Below are 16,497 nucleotides of genomic sequence, written 5' to 3' on the forward strand. Positions count from 1 at the left end.
GGGTCAGACGCGCTCGCGCAGGCGGAGTGCGGCCTCGTGGGCTTCCTCGGCGAGTTCGGGTCCGAAGTCGGTGGCCTCGTGCACCGGCCGGATCTCCACCTCACTCGCCTCGACCCCCGGCTCGCAGGGGATGCGCTTGACCCACGCGATCGCCTCGTCCAGCGACTTCACGTCGATCAGCCAGAACCCGGCGAGCAGTTCCTTGGTCTCCGCGAACGGCCCGTCGATCACGGTCCGCCGTTCGCCGTCGAACCGCACCCGCGCCCCCTCGGAGCTGGGCTTGAGCCCCTCGCCCGCGAGCAGCACCCCCGCGCCGGCCAGCTCCTCGTTGAAGGCGCCCATGGCGGTCAGCAGTTCCGCGCTCGGCAGCTCCCCGGCCTCGGACCGGGCGTTCGCCTTCACCATGACCATGAATCGCATCGGTGTCTCCTCCGGTGGTCGTTCCCATCCTTCGCACCAGAGCGTCGATCGGCGGCCAGCCGAATCGACACGACACCGAACCTTCTTCCCACCTTCTTCGCGAGCCTGTCCACCACCGCACCGCCAGGTCGCGACAACGACACGGTGGCGAACGAGCCCACACCCCCACACATCACCGCGGCGCAAAACCCGTGCTGGTCCCCACCCAACGCCCCCACGCCCGGTCAGCAGAAGCCCGCACCGTGGGAGCTCGGCCCCCGGCCAACACGCGATGAGACACCGTGTCCGCGCTTTCCGCGGACACGGTGTCCCCATGTCGACTCGCCCCGCCGCCGGAGGTCGTGGCCACCCCGTTGACCACGACCACCCCGTCCGACGACAACCCGCGGGGCGAGTGCCACACCGAACACCCGCTTCCTCTTCCCCGACGATGGAGCGCCCGCACCCACGAACACGAACCGCCGAAAGAAGCCGGTGATCCTCACGACCGATCCCGCACCAGTCGTGATGTTCGTTCGAACATGTGTTCGAACGATGGGACTAGTAAACCGGGGTCCGCCGCCCCCGTCAAGTCACTCGGAAGAGGGTTCCCACACCATAGAAGAGGGGCCCGACAGCGCCGGGCCCCTCTCCACAAAACCCCAGGTCAGTGGGCGAAATGCCGCGTACCGGTGAAGTACATGGTGACCCCCGCGGCCTGGGCCGCCTCGATCACCACGGAGTCCCGCACCGAACCGCCCGGCTGCACCACCGCGCGCACCCCGGCACCGGTCAGCACCTCGAGGCCGTCGGGGAACGGGAAGTAGGCGTCGGAGGCCGCGACCGAGCCCCGCGCGCGGTCCCCGGCACGGGAGACGGCCAGCCGCGCCGCGTCGACCCGGTTGACCTGCCCCATGCCCGCCCCGACCGTGGCGCCACCGCTGGCCAGCAGGATCGCGTTGGACTTCACCGCACGGCACGCGCGCCAGGCGAACACCAGGTCGGCCAGGATCTCGTCGGCGACCGGCTCCCCGCAGGCGAGCGTCCACTTCGCCGGGTCGTCGCCCTCGGCGTCGATCGCGTCCGCCGCCTGCAGCAGCAGGCCACCCGAGACCGGGCGCATCTCCAGCCCGCCGCGCACCAGCGGCTCGGCGATCAGGATGCGGACGTTCTTCTTGCGGGTCAGCACGTCCACCGCGCCGTCGGCGTAGCCGGGGGCGACGACGACCTCGGTGAAGATCTCCGCGACCTGCTCGGCCATCTCCACGGTCACCTCGCGGTTGGCCGCGATCACGCCGCCGAACGCGGAGACCGGGTCGCACGCGTGCGCCTTGCGGTGCGCGTCCGCGATCGCGTCACCATCCACAGTGGACACCGCGATGCCACAGGGGTTGGCGTGCTTGATGATCGCGACGCACGGGTCGGAGTGGTCGTGCGCGGCGCGCCACGCGGCGTCCGCGTCGACGTAGTTGTTGTACGACATCTCCTTGCCGTGCAACTGCTTCGCGGTGGCCAGGCCCGCGGCGCCGGGGGTGACGTAGAGCGCGGCGCGCTGGTGCGGGTTCTCGCCGTAGCGCAGCACCGACGAGCGCTCCCACGTCGCGCCCGCCCAGTCCGGGAAACCGGACTCGTCGGCGACCAGGGCGCTGCCCATCCACGAGGCCACCGCCACGTCGTAGCTCGCGGTGTGCCGGAAGGCGGCGACGGCGAGGCCCTGCCGGTCGGCGAGGCTGAACCCGCCGCCGCGGACCCGCTCCAGCACCCAGTCGTAGCGCGCCGGGTCCACCACGACCGCGACGTTGGCGTGGTTCTTCGCCGAGGCGCGGACCATGGCCGGGCCGCCGATGTCGATCTGCTCGACGCACTCCTCCGCCGAAGCGCCGGAGGCCACCGTCTCCCGGAACGGGTACAGGTTCACCACGAGCAGGTCGAAGGGAGCGATCTCCATCCGCTCCAGCTGCTCGACGTGCTCGGGGCGGCGGACGTCGGCGAGCAGGCCGGCGTGCACGCCCGGGTGCAGCGTCTTGACCCGGCCGTCGAGGCACTCGGGGAACCCGGTGACCTGTTCGACCGGGGTGACCGGGATGCCCGCGGCGGCAACGGCCTTCGCGGTCCCGCCGGTGGAGACCAGTTCGACCCCGGCCTCGTGCAGCCCGGCGGCCAGTTCGACCAGCCCGGCCTTGTCGGACACGCCCAGCAGGGCCCTGCGGACCGGCCGCAGGCCATCTGTTGCGGTCACGGAATGTTCACCTCTCGTCCGGTTAGGGTGCAACCCTTGCGCGCGAGCTCGGCGAGGACGTCGACCAGCATCCGCCGCTCGACCTCCTTGATCCGCTCGTGCAGGTCTGTCTCGGTCTCGCCGGGCAGCACGGCGACCGCCTCCTGGGCGAGGATCGGCCCGGTGTCCACGCCCGCGTCGACCAGGTGCACGGTGCAGCCGGTGACCTTGACGCCGTAGGCGATGGCGTCGGCGACGGCGTGCGCTCCCGGGAACGCGGGCAGCAGCGCGGGATGGGTGTTGATCACGCGGCCGCCGAAGCGCTCCAGCACCGAAGGCCCGAGGATCTTCATGAACCCGGCGGAGACCACCAGGTCGGGCTCGTGCGCGGCGATCTCCTCGGCCAGCGCGCGGTCCCAGGCGGCGCGGTCGGCGTGGTCGCGCAGCCGGACGGTGAAGGTGGGGACACCGTGGCGGCGCGCTCGCTCCAGTCCCTCGATGCTGGTGCGGTCGGCGCCGACAGCGACGACGGTGGCCGGGTAGTCCCCGGCAGCGACCGCGTCCAGCAGCGCCTGGAGCAGGGTGCCCGAACCGGACACGAGGGCAACGATGCGGGCGGGTACCGGCACGCTCAGCCGCTGCGCGGGCGGCGTCACATCCGGGTGCGATGGGCTCAGCGTCGTCTCCTGGCAAGCCGGATCAGGGGCGTGACCAGCGTAGTTCCTGCCGTCTGGATCACTTCCGGCAGGGCTCAGCGCTTCGCGGGCGGTTCCGGGTCCTCGTCGTCGATCGTCAGCTCCTCGCCGAGTTCCTCGGCCAGCTCCCGCGCCAGCCGGTCCTCCTCGTCCTCGAACTCCTCCGGCAGCGGTTCGAACCGGTAGCCCTCGACCTCGGCTTCCTCGTAGTCCTCGAAGTCGTCGACGTCCACTTCGGACACTTCGGCTGCTTCGGAGTCCTCGGTCTCGTCGGGCGCCTCGGGTTCGTCGAGATCATCGGCCGGTTCGGCGGCTTCCTCGTCCGGCTCCTCCTCGTCCGGTTCCGGCTCCGGCTCGTCCTCGGACTCCTCGCCGGGCTCGGCGTCCTCCGCGTCCTCGTCGAGTGCGGCCGCTTCCTCCTGCTCCTCGGTCCCGGTCTCGGCCTCCGGCTCGGCCTTCGGCGCGAACACCCACGCCACGAGGGCTCCGGGCACCAGCACCCACCCGGCCGCCGCCAGCACGATCTTCCCCGCCTGCACGGTCACCGGGTCGAACGGCCCGCCACCGAGGCGGCCTCCGGCGAGGAACGCCAGCACGAACAACGCCGACCCGATCAGCACGGCGGCCACCGCGACGGCCTTCACCCGCTCGACCGGCTCCGGCGAACAGGTCCGGCAGCACCAGCCGACGAGCACCCCGACCAGCAGCGGCAGCACGAACACCGCCAGCCACCACCGGCTCGCGACCGGCGGCAGCGCGGCGAACAGCGGCACCGAGGGCACCGGGGCCAGCGCCATGCCGATCGGCGCGATCACCGCCTTGCCCACCGCGAAGCCGGACCCGAGCGCGAAGGAGGTCCCGGCGATCACGATGTTGGGCAGGTAGGCCAGGCACAGCAACGCGATGCCGAAGAACTCGGCGGCTCCCTGGCCCGCGTCCATGAACATCCCCGCCACCTTGGGCAGGGCCACCAGCAACCCGACGCAGAACAGCAGCGCGCCGACCGCGAGGAGGGCGACGACGCCGAGCACGCCGACGTAGAGGCCGCGGCGGATCGGCGCGTCCAGCCTGCTGATCAGCTCGGCCAGGCCGCAGGTCTCGGCGAGCGCGATCGTCGCCGCGACCCCGGAAACCAGTGCGGCGCCGACGAAAGCGGTGGTCGGCGTCGCGACCGCGGCGCCTTCGGGCTGCACCGCGGCGAGCACCGCGGCGAAGACCCCGTGCGTCGCGGCGATGGTGGCGATGAGCTGTTGCGTCGGGCCGGGGGTGCGCAGCCGCATCCGGCGCGCGGACGCCCTGGCGGACCGCGCCACCAACAGCACGGCGATGAGGGTGAGCAGCAAGGGCAGCACGCCGAGCGGGGCGCCGCGCAGGGTCACCGGGACCTGGTACGCGGCCAGCCACAGCCAGCGGGCCGAGGCGAGCACCTCGGGAACGGAGAAGACGGCGAGCGGGGCGGAGCCCAGCACCACGGCGGACACGCTCGCCGCAGCGAGGAACCCGAGCACCAACGGACCGAGTGCGGCTACTACGAGTAACCGGATCCGCAGGCCCCGGGGAGCCACCCGAGGCCGCACGACCACCTCGTCTACCCCCTGGTCAGTAGGTTGAGCTGTGGTCATGCGGGCACACTCGCACCGGCAAGCCGCCGGACGGGTGAGGCACGCCGCGTGACCAGGCTCGGAAAAGCCGTCAGGGTGACACCGCGAACGCGATGTCACCCCGACGAGAGGTACTGCTCTATTTGATCAGCATCAGCTCTGCTGGAAACCACCGGGCGGCGTTCCGGGCTGGCCGAACTGCTGGGTCTGCTGCGGCTGCTGGGGCTGCTGCGGGTAGCCGCCCTGCTGCGGGAACTGACCGGGCTGCTGGCCGTAGGGCTGCGGGAACCCACCGGAGGCGGGGTTCCAGCCACCGGGCGGGCCGTACTGCGGCTTCGGCTGCATCTTGATCACGTCGATGTCGGCGAGCAGGGCCACCACGGTCGCACCGGCCTGCAGCAGCGCGACGATGAAGACCACCACGTACATGCCGCTGATGGCGGAAGCCGCGACCATGCTCTGCAGCATCTGCAGCGCGGGCACCACGGCGAGCGGGGCCGCGGCCCAGAGGAGCTTGGGCGCCTTGGGCAGCACCGAGAAACCGGCGAGCACACCGCCTGCGATCAGGTACGCGGAGGTGCCGGAAAAGCCGCCGCGGGCGTCGCTGGCGAAGCCGCAGAGGAACGCGACGAGGGCGAGACCCGCGGCGACGAGCGACAGGATGAACGTGAGGTTCGGGGCGTTGCCCGGCTGCCCGGGCACCCCGGGCTGCTGGGGATGTGGCTGGGGCGCGCCATAGGGCACGGACATGCTGGGTCTCCTCCTCGAACGAGGCGGCCACTGTGGACGCTTGAGGGTTGTGGCAGCGGAACGCTAGCCGATACCGCCGTTGGGACGACATCCGACACCCTGGGGCTCCCCCGGTACGTCGAACACGATCGAGTCAACCACTACCGCTGAGTGACGACAGAGGCCGGGTAACCCCAACGGGTTCCCCGGCCTCGTGTCCGAAGCATCGACTGGCGGTCAGCCCAGCGACTTCATGATCTCGCGCATCAGACCGGCGGTCTCCGACGGCGTCTTGCCGACCTTCACCCCGGCGGCCTCGAGGGCCTCCTTCTTCGCGGCCGCGGTGCCGGAGGAGCCCGACACGATCGCGCCCGCGTGGCCCATCGTCTTGCCCTCGGGGGCGGTGAAGCCCGCGACGTAGCCGACGACCGGCTTGGTGATGTGCTCGGAGATGTAGGCGGCGGCCCGCTCCTCGGCGTCACCGCCGATCTCACCGATCATCACGATGGCCACCGTCTCCGGGTCGTCCTGGAACGCCTGGAGGCAGTCGATGTGCGTGGTGCCGATGACCGGGTCGCCACCGATGCCGACCGCGGTGGAGAAACCGAACTCCCGCAGCTCGTACATCATCTGGTAGGTCAGGGTGCCGGACTTGGACACCAGGCCGATCTTGCCGGCGCCGCTGATGTCGGCGGGGATGATGCCCGCGTTGGACTTGCCGGGGCTGATCACGCCGGGGCAGTTCGGCCCGATGATCCGGGTCTTGTTGCCCTTCGCGCACGCGTGCGCCCAGAAGTAGGCGGTGTCGTGCACCGGGATGCCCTCGGTGATGACGACGGCGAGGCCGATGCCCGCGTCGATCGCCTCGATGGCGGCGTCCTTGGCGAACTTCGGCGGCACGAAGATCACGGTGACGTCGGCGCCGGTGGCCTCCATGGCCTCGGCGACGGAGCCGAAGACCGGCACGACGGTTTCCTGCGGGACCCCCGCACCCGAGGCAAACTCGAAGTTCACCTTCTCGCCCGCCTTGCGCGGGTTCACACCGCCGACGATGTTCGCGCCCGAGGCCAGCATCCGCTTGGTGTGCTTGGTGCCCTCGGAGCCGGTCATGCCCTGGACGATGATCTTGCTGTTCTCAGTGAGGAAGATAGCCATCTTCTTGTTTCACTTCCCCGCGGCAGCGAGTTCGGCGGCGCGGTCGGCCGCGTTGTCCATGGTGTCCACCACGGTGACGAGCGGGTGGTTCGCCTCGGCGAGGATGCGTCGACCCTCGACGACGTTGTTGCCGTCCAGCCGGACGACCAGCGGCTTGGTGGCCTCGGAGCCGAGGATCTCCAGCGCCTTGACGATGCCGTTGGCGACCGCGTCGCAGGCGGTGATGCCGCCGAAGACGTTGACGAAGACGCTGCGCACGGCCGGGTCGGACAGGATGATCTCCAGCCCGTTCGCCATCACCTCGGCGGAGGCACCGCCACCGATGTCGAGGAAGTTGGCCGGCTTGACGCCACCGTGCTTCTCGCCCGCGTAGGCGACGACGTCCAAAGTGGACATCACGAGGCCCGCGCCGTTGCCGATGATGCCGACCTCGCCGTCGAGCTTGACGTAGTTGAGGTCCTTGGCCTTGGCCGCGGCCTCCAGCGGGTTCTCGGTGGTCTTGTCGACCAGCTCGGCGTGCGCCGGGTGGCGGAAGCCCGCGTTCTCGTCGAGGGTGACCTTGCCGTCCAGCGCGACGATCTTGCCCTGCGGGTCGCGCACGAGCGGGTTGACCTCGACCAGCGTGGCGTCCTCGGAGACGAAGGTCTCCCAGAGCTTCACGATGACGTCGGCGACCTGGTCGGCGACCTCGGCGGGGAACTTCGCGGCGGCGACGATCTCGTTGGCCTTGGCCGCGTCCACCCCGGCGATCGGGTCGATCGCGATCTTGGCGAGCGCCTCCGGCTTGGTGGCGGCCACCTCCTCGATGTCCATGCCGCCCTCGACGGAGGCCATCGCCAGGAAGGTGCGGTTGGCGCGGTCGAGCAGGAAGGAGAAGTAGTACTCCTCCGCGATGTCGGACGCGGGGGTCACCAGCACGCGGTGCACGGTGTGGCCCTTGATGTCCAGGCCGATGATCGCCTCGGCCTTCGTCTTGGTCTCGGCGGGGTTCTCCGCCAGCTTCACGCCACCGGCCTTGCCGCGGCCGCCGGTCTTCACCTGGGCCTTGACCACGACCGGCACGCCGTACTCGGCGGCGATCGACTCGGCCTCATCCGGGGTGGTGGCCACGGCGCCCGGCAACACCGGGACCCCGTGGGCGGCGAAGAGGTCCTTCGCCTGGTACTCGTACAGGTCCACTCAGAGTCTCCTGATCTCGCCAACGACACCGCTGTCGGACCGGGTGACCCTATCGACCTGCTCTTAAGCAATCGCGTCCGCATACGGTGAAGTCGGTCACCGCGCACGCGAATTACCAGGATTCGCCCGCGTACTGAGACGAAGGCAACGCCCGGGAATCGTTCAAGTGGTCCGGGTGGCGTCACTCGGCCGGGGGTCGGCGGCCGTGAGCGATTCCACAATGTCCTCCGGCTTCGCCTCAGGCCGGAAGATCACGACGTCCTCCGCGCCCTGCTCCGCAAGCAGTTCCCGGAGATCGGCGGTCGCGCCCCGGAGCGCGACCGCGTCGGCGTCCTCCTGCACGACAGCGGCGGCGACCTGGGCCGGGTCGCTCGACGCGCCGCAGTGGACGACCTCGATCCCCGCGTCCCGCAACGCCCTCGCCAGCGCGTCGGCGTCACCGTCCGGGCCGCCCGCGACCACCACTCGGATCACGTGGTGGCCTTTTCCTTTCGGGACAGGGCAATTCCCGCCGCGATGAGCAGCACCACGAAGCTGCCGACGGCGAACCACATTCCGGAAGCGGCCGCCGCACCCTCCACGCGCTGCACGGTCAACGGCAGCTCGGCCGCCCGCAGACCGACCACGAATGCGGCACCGAGCAACAGTGCCGCGGCGCGCCGGGGACGGCAGAACAACGACAGCGCGCTCGCGGCGACAACGGTCAGCATCGCGACGAGCACGCCCCACGAAGAGATGCGGAGCGGCGAAAGCAGTCCGGGTGCGATGAAATCGGGCGCCGACAGCACCGGCACCACGTAGGCCGCCGCGCTCAACGCCACCGCGAGGCCGACCGGCAGGAACAGGGCGTCGTTGCGGATCGGCTCGCTGAGGTCGACCTCGTCGCGCTCCACACCGCCCGCGAGCGCGGCGGCGGCTCCTGTCCCCAGCGCGAGCGCCACCGCGGCGATCAGCGCCCAGGTCCCCGGCCCGACCTCCACCCCGGCGACCCCGACCGCGCCCACGACGACGTCCAGCGCGATGGCGGCGGCGAACACCACGCCGGCCCACGCGACGGCGAGCGCGGGCCGCAACGTGCTCGCGAGCCCGCGAACGGCCATCGTCAGGCCCAGTACAAGAAGGACGAGCCCGGCGGGCAGGAGCATCCGCGCCGGGTAGTTCACCAGGCTCGGCAGGTCCGGCGGCACGTCGACCGTGCTGAGCAGTGCGCCCACCATCGAGGCGAGGCCGGAGAGCACGGCGAGCACGCCCGCCACCATCTGCAACCGCTCCTGCCCGGGCAGCTCGACGTCCTCGCCCCCGGCGGCCGGCTCCCGCCCGCGTCCGGCGGGAACGGCCAGCACCGCGAGCAGTGCGGCTCCACCCAGCGCGACCAGCGGCCCCCAGGTGATGAAGAACTGGTCCGAGGCGATGGTGGAGACGATCGGGGGAACGATCAGCCCGAGCACGGCGAGCACCAGGCCGACCAGTCCCCCGCGCGCGGCCTCGGGCTCGGCGGAGCTGATGGCCAGCGCGGCCGCGAGGGGCACCGCGACCGCGATCAGGAGCATCCCGACCATCACCCACGGCGGCGCGTCCAGGACCGCGGTCGGCCGGAGATAGGGGTCGGTCGAGCGGAACGGCGCCGCCGCGAGACCGACCGAGACCAGCACGCCGACGCAGAGCGTGAAGGCGAACAGCCCGTACTTGGGCTCACCGCCGTCCCCGGCCCTGGCCAGCGACCGCGCGGCGAAGACCCCTGCCGCGACCGTGACGGCGTGCCCCGCCAGCAGGGCGACCAGGCCCGGCCCCGCGCTCAGCACGTTCAGGCTGTGCGGGAGCAGCAGTTCCGGCCGGGCGGCGAGGCTGGCCTCGTCCAGCAGCTGCAGGTCGACGGCCGCACGGCCGGGGGCGAGCAGCGCGGGCGGGATGAGGATCCCGGCGGCCAGCGCCACCCGGCCGCGCGAGCGGGCGATCAGCGCGGCGACCACAGGCAGCGCCGCGAGCAGGCCCAGCAGCGGCCAAGCCAGGAAGGCGGCGGGTTCGGCGGGCGCCGTCACCCCGAGCAGCGGAGCCGCGGCCGCGGCGACCACTCCCAGTGCGGACAGGGCGATCGCCGTGGTCAGCGGCGGGAAGGCCGCATCGGGACCGGGAGCCCGCGAAGGACTGCGATCCGCCGGGGAAGAAGGTGAGGTGGATGGCCGCGCGGTCACCGCGACCACGCTAGCGAAGTGCGGTGCCGGGAGCAGTACGGCGCATCTTTTTCGCGGTAACGGGGTAACAACCAAAAAGAAGCCGATGTACTGACGCGCACGTGGCGTAGATCACCTACCGTCACTCTATGGGGAAGATCGCGAGGTCCGACGTGCAGGAGCTGGGGGAACACCTCCTCGGCCACGCACGCCGAGCCGCGGCTCTCGCGGAGACCGCCAAAGCGGTCGGCGAGGGTGTCGGCGTGGTGCTGCGCGGCATTGCCAGTCTCGGCGGCTTGCGCGGTGCCGCCGTGGAGGCGACGTGGCTCGCAGCGCACGCGGTCCTCTACCCCTGGGGCGCCATCACGGAGAAGCTGCGGCCCGGCGGCCACTACGACCGCTACCGGACCGACGACCTCGCCCCGGCCCAGCGCGGCCTGGTCATCTCCAACCTGGAGTGCGCGGGCACCCCGGTCGTCCTGGTGCACGGCATCGGCGACAACCGCTCCATCTTCACCTTTCTCTCCAGCGCGCTGCGCAGGCGCGGCTTCGGCGTCGTGCACGCCGTGAACTACAGCGTCCTGACCGCGGTCACCGGCGACATCAGGACCGCGGCCGCCGAGCTCGGCGCGCACATCGAGCGGGTGTGCGAGGAGACGGGCTCCGAGTCGGTGCACGTGGTCGGCCACTCCCTCGGCGGGATCATCGCCAGGTACTTCGTGCAGCGCCAGGGTGGCGACGAGCGGGTGCGCACCCTCATCACGCTCGGCACCCCGCACAGCGGAACGCTGTCGGCCTACCTGCTGCCGACCAGGCTGGTCCGCGAGCTCCGCCCGGGCTCCGAGCTGATGACCGAGCTGGCAGAACCCGCCCCGGGCTGCCGCACCCGGTTCGTGGTGCTCTGGAGCGAACTGGACGAAGTGGTGATCCCGCAGGTCAACGCCCGTTTGCGGCATCCGGACCTCGACGTCGAGGAGCACTGCCTCCGTGACGTAGGCCACCTTTCCCTGCCGATCGCGCGTCGCTCCGTGCACGCGGTGCTCACCGCTCTCACGCAGTTGGAGTACAGACGCCCGACCCATCCGTACGTTGCTTGTGATCTGGATCACATGTCGGAAGATACGCTGCGTTATCGCAGCGGGTCACACTCGTCCGCCTGAGCGGCCGAACGGCAGATGACCCGATCAGGGATTTGCCCGTAGGGGTACGCCTTGGCTACTGTCGCCGCCGTCCGTTGTCACGGTCCGGTCACAAACCAGGACGCTGAGTCGGTTCCCATCGACTCGCCGGGATCCCCCGCCCGGAATGTCCGCCCGGACTCCCCGAAGACGGAAGGGCAGGCCTTGGCGCAACACCGCACCCCCGGCGGCAGTCAATCCTCCCCGGCACTCGCAGAAGCGTTGTCGCAGACGGGTTCACGGCCCAGAGGAGCCCACCGGCTCCCGCCGCCGCCGTCCGCACTTCGCGGCAGGGTCGTTGTCGCGGCCGTCGCGGCTGGCGCGTTCGTCGCCGCCGGCGCCGGTCAGACCCTCGCGCCGGGCGGGAACACTGCTTCCGCGTCAGACGAAGTGGCTCCACTGGCATCCGGTCGCAGCGCCGTCGCGGCGTTCGGCATGGGCGGCACCGCCCCCTCCCCCGACGTCATCCCGCTGTCCTCGCAGACCTCGGACCCCTCGCTCGAGGTCGAGAAGCTGGCCAAGAGCCAGCAGCTGAAGGCGGAACTGGCCAAGCGCCTCGAGCAGGAGGCCGAGCGCAACCGGGTCAAGTTCGTCAAGCCGACCACCGGCACCTTCACCTCCGGTTACGGCGCCCGCTGGGGCGCGACCCACTACGGCCTGGACATCGCCAACCGCATCGGCACCCCGATCTACTCGGTGGCCGACGGCACGATCGTCGCCGCGGGCCCCGCGAGCGGCTTCGGCCTGTGGGTGAAGGTCCTGCACCACGACGGCACCACGACCGTGTACGGGCACGTGGACCGCATCCTGGTGAAGGAGGGCAAGAAGGTGAAGGCGGGCGACCAGATCGCCACCATGGGCAACCGTGGCTTCTCCACCGGCCCGCACCTGCACTTCGAGGTCTGGAACTCGGCCGGGCGCAAGATCAACCCGCTGCCGTGGCTGAACGAGCGCGGCGTCTTCGTCCGCTAGGACCCGTACGACCGGGAGGCGACCGCTCAGTGAGCGTTCGCCTTTTTGTCGTGCCCGTGGCCAGTGCGTCCCCGTGTCACATCGCCGGGTGTGCCCCCGACCGCACACCCGGCTTTGTGTGTCACAACCCGTGCGGGGGTCGCTGCGGACATATCCCGCGTCCGATCCCGCCAAACCTGCCCGGGAGACATGTCACCCTATCTAGTGATACGGCCGCGGTGACGGGCTGAGCGCCCCTCTGAGCGGAGATCCACCCAGCCCCACCGCCCGGCTTGAAAACGCGGGCAGCTCGCGGCAGCGTTGAAGCCGGGGTGTCCCCCGGGGCGGGCGAAAGCCACCCTCGCCCGCGAGGTGGCGGGGCGAGGGTGCGGGGGTGAACGCGGTCAGAGCTTGGTGAGCGGAACTCCGCCGATGAGCATCAGCCGGACGGTGCCGCCCGTGCCGAAGTCGATCGTGGCCGTCGCCCGGGGACCGGAGCCGTCCGTGGCGACCACCGTGCCGAGGCCGTACTTGTCGTGCGAGACCCGGTCACCGACCTCCAGCTTCATCGCCGGGGTGTCCTGCCAGCCCTTGAACGGCGTGGAGCGCATACCGCGCGCGCCGAGCCCGGCCTGCGCGGAGTCACCGCCGCCGATCTGCGAGCGGTTGCTGCCCCAGCGGGTGGCGGAGGTCGGCGCGGAGGAGCGCACCGGCTCGACGCGCTTCCACTCGACGAGGTCCGCGGGGATCTCGTCGAGGAAGCGGGAGGCCGGGTTGGCCATCGGCTGCCCCCACGCGGAGCGCACGAGCGCCCTGGAGACGTAGAGCCGCTGCCTGGCCCTGGTGATGCCCACGTAGGCCAGCCTGCGTTCCTCGGCCAGCTCGGTGGGATCGCCCAGCGCGCGCTGGTGCGGGAAGAGCCCGTCCTCCCAGCCGGTGCAGAACACCACGGGGAACTCCAGTCCCTTGGCGGTGTGCAGCGTCATCATCGTGACCACGCCGTCGCCCGCGTCCGGGGTCTGGTCGGAGTCGGCGACCAGCGAGACCCGCTCCAGGAACGCCTCGAGCGAGCCCTGCGCGGGCTGCCCGGCGTCGTCGATGACGGGCTCCTCCGGCTCGGGCGCGCTCGCCTCGGCCTGGACGAACTCACGGGCCACCGTGATCAGCTCGGTCAGGTTGTCCACCCGCGAGGCGTCCTGCGGGTCGTCACTGGCTTCGAGCTCGCCGCGGTAGCCGGTGCGCTCCAGGACGGTGTCCAGCACCTCGGCGACGTCCTTGCCGTCGGTCACCAGCGCGCGCAGCTCGTCGGTCAGCTCGACGAACCCGGCGATGGCCCGTTGCGAGCGCGGGTTGAGCAGGCTGACCTTGCCGTCCGCCGCGTCGCGCAGGGCGGCGGCGAAGGAGATCCGTTCCCGTTCGGCGTGCGCGGCGACGCACGCCTCGGCACGGTCGCCGATGCCGCGCTTGGGCACGTTGAGGATGCGGCGCAGGCTGACCGTGTCGTCCGGGTTGGACAGCAACCGGAGGTAGGCCAGCGCGTCGCGGACCTCCCTGCGCTCGTAGAAGCGCACCCCGCCGACGACCCGGTACGGCAGGCCGAGGCGGATGAACACCTCCTCGAAAGCGCGGGAGTTGTTGTTGGTGCGGTAGAAGAGCGCGATGTCGGAGAAGTTGGCGTCCCCGGTGTCCACCAGCCGGTCGATCTCCGACGCGACGAAGGCGGCCTCGTCGTGCTCGTTGTCCCCGACGTAGCCGACGATCTTGTCGCCGTCGCCGAGGTCGGTCCACAGCCGCTTCTCCCTGCGGTTGGAGTTGCGGGAGATCACCGCGTTCGCCGCGGTGAGGATCGTCTGCGTCGACCGGTAGTTCTGCTCGAGGGTGATCGTCCGCGCCTGCGGGTAGTCCCGCTCGAACTCCTCGATGTTGCGGATCGTGGCGCCGCGGAAGGCGTAGATGGACTGGTCGGCGTCACCGACGACGCACAGCTCGCCGGGCTCGATGCCGTCCTCGCCGCCGGTGCCGACGAGCGCGCGCACCAGTTCGTACTGCGCGTGGTTGGTGTCCTGGTACTCGTCGACCAGCACGTGCCGGAACCGCCTGCGGTAGTGCTCGGCGACGTCGGGCCTGGTCTGCAGCAGCCGCACGGTGCGCATGATCAGGTCGTCGAAGTCGAAGGAGTTCGACTCGGTCAGCCTGCGCTGGTAGGCGGTGTAGACCTCGGCGACCCTGCGCTCCAGGTCGTTGCCCGCGCGGTCGGCCGCCTCGACCGGGTCGATCAGCTCGTTCTTCAGGTTGGAGATGTGCACCGCGAGCGTGCGGGCCGGGTAGCGCTTCGGGTCGAGGTCGAGCTCGCGGGAGACCAGGGTGATCAACCGCCGCGAGTCGTCGGCGTCGTAGACCGAGAAGTTGGAGCTGCGCAGGTCCAGGTTCTTCGCCTCGCGGCGCAGCAGGCGCACGCACATCGAGTGGAAGGTGGACACCCACATCACGTTGGCGCGCGGGCCGACGAGCGCGGTGACGCGCTCCTTCATCTCCGCCGCGGCCTTGTTGGTGAAGGTGATGGCCATGATCTGGCCGGGGTGCACCCCGCGCGCGCCGAGCAGGTAGGCGATGCGGCTGGTGAGCACGCGGGTCTTGCCCGAGCCCGCGCCTGCGACGACGAGCAGGGGCGAGCCGCTGTGCTCGACGGCGGCGCGCTGCTGGGGATTCAGGCCCTCCAGCAACGCGTCCGGGCCGCGCACCGGGCGGGCGACGGGACCGTGATCATCTGACTGGGAGACCTCGAACAGGGTGTCCATGGTGGTTCCCAGGCTACTCCGCCGGTCCCCTCGCCCTCGCGCCCGGCGCTCAGCCCACGCGAACCCGGAGTGCGGCCGCGTTGTTCGGGAAAACGGACTCGGAGCGGCGGAACCCGGCGACGTGGAAGTCCATGGTGATGTCGCCGCTGTCCGCGGTCGGGGTCAGCTCGACCCGCACCTTCGGGCGGTCGGTACCGGGGTTGTGGTCGGCCTCGGAGCGGCAGAACAGGTACTGCCCCGCCGACGGGTCGACCCGGCAGGCCCAGCCGTCACCGGTGGCCGAGGTGACCTGCAGCCCCTCCTTGAAACCGGCCTCGATCCAGTCACCGCCGTTGGGGACGGTGCCCAGGTTGCTCGCGGTCAGCTCGACGGAGAAGCTCTGCCCCTTGCGGGCCGAGACCTCCGCGGGCGCGACGGCGAGCGCGATGTCCTGCTTGCGCTCCACCAGGCCGAGGTCGAACTTCGGGCAGCTGGGCGCGCAGGAGAACTCCGCGGTTTCCCAAGTGCCCCAAGCGAAATCGGAGTCCCGCGCGTCATCGCCCACGTTCGGCCGGGTGATGGTCTTCGCGTAGGCGAGCGCCTTCGGCCGCAGCTTGTACGGGCCGCCGCTGAGCTTGAGCGCGTAGTGCCCGGCCTTGTTGGTGACGGCGGAGGCGACCTCGGTGTTGTCCGCGCGGTAGGCGGCGATGGTGATGTCCGCGACGCCTGCCTCACCGGGTTCGCGGACGCCGTCGAAGTCGGTGTCGGCCCACACGACCCCGGTGACCGTGGGTTCGGGCGCCGCCGTCGCGGGCACGGCGAGCGCCGTGATCGACAGGAGCGCGAGTGCGGCGGCCCCCGCGCCGCGGATGCTGTTGCTCAACTTCCCCTCCAGAATTGAGACGAACCGGGCCAGGTTAGGACGTCCGCGGGGACCAGGGGCCGGTTCGTCCGGCCTCGCTCGACTACTCGGGCGGCTCGTGCAAGACTGTGGCCGTGCTTCACGCTGGCTTTTACTTTTTCTACGGGTGCCGGACTCCGGTGCCCGTGGCCGAGTGAACGCACTCTGACACGGAACACCCCGGAGTCCACTGGACCCGGGGCTTTGTGCTGCCGGGGCCGGAAACCTCCGAGAACCCACCAGGGAGCATGAACGATGAACGCCACCGCGGACAGCGAGCCCGCAACCCAGGAAGCCGCCCCGGACATCGACGCGTTGCGGCTGGAGATCGACGAGCTGGACGCCGAGATCCTCCGGTTGATCAAGCGGCGCAGCGAGGTCTCGCGCACCATCGGCGCGGCGAGGATGGCCAAGGGCGGCCCCAAGATCGTCTACAGCCGGGAGATGGCCGTGCTGGCCCGGTTCCGCGACCTCGGTCCGGAGGGCCGCGAGCTGGGCATGCTGCTGCTGCGGCTGGGCCGGGGCAGGCTGGGCCGCTGACCG

The 16,497-nt window shown here is 71.0% G+C and carries 14 protein-coding genes; 3 read left to right on the plus strand and 11 right to left on the minus strand.

Features of this window, described 5'->3' with window-relative positions:
• Positions 1-3: 3 nt before the first annotated feature.
• The 9 genes from BLT28_RS24800 to BLT28_RS24840 form a co-directional block, all read right to left on the minus strand.
• Positions 4-420, minus strand: a complete 417-nt coding sequence (locus BLT28_RS24800; RefSeq protein WP_030427496.1) for a YciI family protein — start codon at positions 418-420, stop codon at positions 4-6.
• A 646-nt stretch (positions 421-1,066) separates the two neighbouring features.
• Positions 1,067-2,638 (minus strand): bifunctional phosphoribosylaminoimidazolecarboxamide formyltransferase/IMP cyclohydrolase, encoded by a 1,572-nt coding sequence (purH, locus tag BLT28_RS24805; RefSeq protein WP_030427495.1) that lies wholly within the window; start codon positions 2,636-2,638, stop codon positions 1,067-1,069.
• Positions 2,635-3,252, minus strand: a complete 618-nt coding sequence (gene purN / locus BLT28_RS24810; protein ID WP_030427494.1) for a phosphoribosylglycinamide formyltransferase — start codon at positions 3,250-3,252, stop codon at positions 2,635-2,637. The genes purH and purN overlap by 4 nt, the downstream gene beginning before the upstream one ends.
• A 116-nt stretch (positions 3,253-3,368) precedes the next feature.
• On the minus strand, positions 3,369-4,889 hold the full coding sequence (locus BLT28_RS24815; RefSeq protein ID WP_156050530.1) for a cell division protein PerM: 1,521 nt from the start codon (positions 4,887-4,889) through the stop codon (positions 3,369-3,371).
• A 177-nt stretch (positions 4,890-5,066) separates the two neighbouring features.
• Positions 5,067-5,663 carry a DUF5336 domain-containing protein gene (locus BLT28_RS24820; RefSeq protein ID WP_052406899.1) on the minus strand — a complete coding sequence of 199 codons (597 nt, stop codon included), beginning with the start codon at positions 5,661-5,663 and terminating at the stop codon, positions 5,067-5,069.
• A 216-nt stretch (positions 5,664-5,879) separates the two neighbouring features.
• Positions 5,880-6,797 (minus strand): succinate--CoA ligase subunit alpha, encoded by a 918-nt coding sequence (gene sucD / locus BLT28_RS24825; RefSeq protein ID WP_030427491.1) that lies wholly within the window; start codon positions 6,795-6,797, stop codon positions 5,880-5,882.
• A gap of 9 nt (positions 6,798-6,806) precedes the next feature.
• The gene (gene sucC / locus BLT28_RS24830; RefSeq protein ID WP_030427490.1) at positions 6,807-7,976 is read right to left on the minus strand and encodes an ADP-forming succinate--CoA ligase subunit beta; all 1,170 of its coding nucleotides are present in this window, start codon (positions 7,974-7,976) and stop codon (positions 6,807-6,809) included.
• A gap of 162 nt (positions 7,977-8,138) precedes the next feature.
• Complete coding sequence (locus BLT28_RS24835) at positions 8,139-8,450, minus strand: cobalamin-dependent protein (protein WP_052406898.1); 312 nt, start codon at positions 8,448-8,450, stop codon at positions 8,139-8,141.
• Entirely contained in the window at positions 8,447-10,168 is a 1,722-nt protein-coding gene (locus tag BLT28_RS24840) for a hypothetical protein (RefSeq protein WP_156050527.1), read from the minus strand. The genes BLT28_RS24835 and BLT28_RS24840 overlap by 4 nt, the downstream gene beginning before the upstream one ends.
• A 128-nt stretch (positions 10,169-10,296) precedes the next feature.
• Between BLT28_RS24840 and BLT28_RS24845 the strand changes: the two genes are divergently transcribed.
• Positions 10,297-11,307 carry an esterase/lipase family protein gene (locus BLT28_RS24845; protein ID WP_063766519.1) on the plus strand — a complete coding sequence of 337 codons (1,011 nt, stop codon included), beginning with the start codon at positions 10,297-10,299 and terminating at the stop codon, positions 11,305-11,307.
• A gap of 408 nt (positions 11,308-11,715) precedes the next feature.
• On the plus strand, positions 11,716-12,297 hold the full coding sequence (locus tag BLT28_RS24850; protein ID WP_043810241.1) for a M23 family metallopeptidase: 582 nt from the start codon (positions 11,716-11,718) through the stop codon (positions 12,295-12,297).
• A 383-nt stretch (positions 12,298-12,680) separates the two neighbouring features.
• Here the strand turns inward: BLT28_RS24850 and pcrA are convergent, their stop codons facing one another.
• A complete protein-coding gene (gene pcrA / locus BLT28_RS24855) occupies positions 12,681-15,074 on the minus strand; it encodes a DNA helicase PcrA (protein WP_030427485.1) in 2,394 nt (797 codons plus the stop codon).
• A gap of 49 nt (positions 15,075-15,123) precedes the next feature.
• On the minus strand, positions 15,124-15,936 hold the full coding sequence (locus tag BLT28_RS24860; protein ID WP_030427484.1) for an SdrD B-like domain-containing protein: 813 nt from the start codon (positions 15,934-15,936) through the stop codon (positions 15,124-15,126).
• Positions 15,937-16,209: 273 nt separating this feature from the next.
• Here BLT28_RS24860 and BLT28_RS24865 point away from each other — a divergent pair, with 273 nt between their 5' ends.
• Positions 16,210-16,494, plus strand: coding sequence for a chorismate mutase (locus BLT28_RS24865; RefSeq protein ID WP_030427483.1), 285 nt, complete (start codon positions 16,210-16,212; stop codon positions 16,492-16,494).
• The last annotated feature ends 3 nt before the right edge of the window (positions 16,495-16,497 follow it).

Source organism: Allokutzneria albata (assembly GCF_900103775.1).
Taxonomy (GTDB): domain Bacteria; phylum Actinomycetota; class Actinomycetes; order Mycobacteriales; family Pseudonocardiaceae; genus Allokutzneria; species Allokutzneria albata.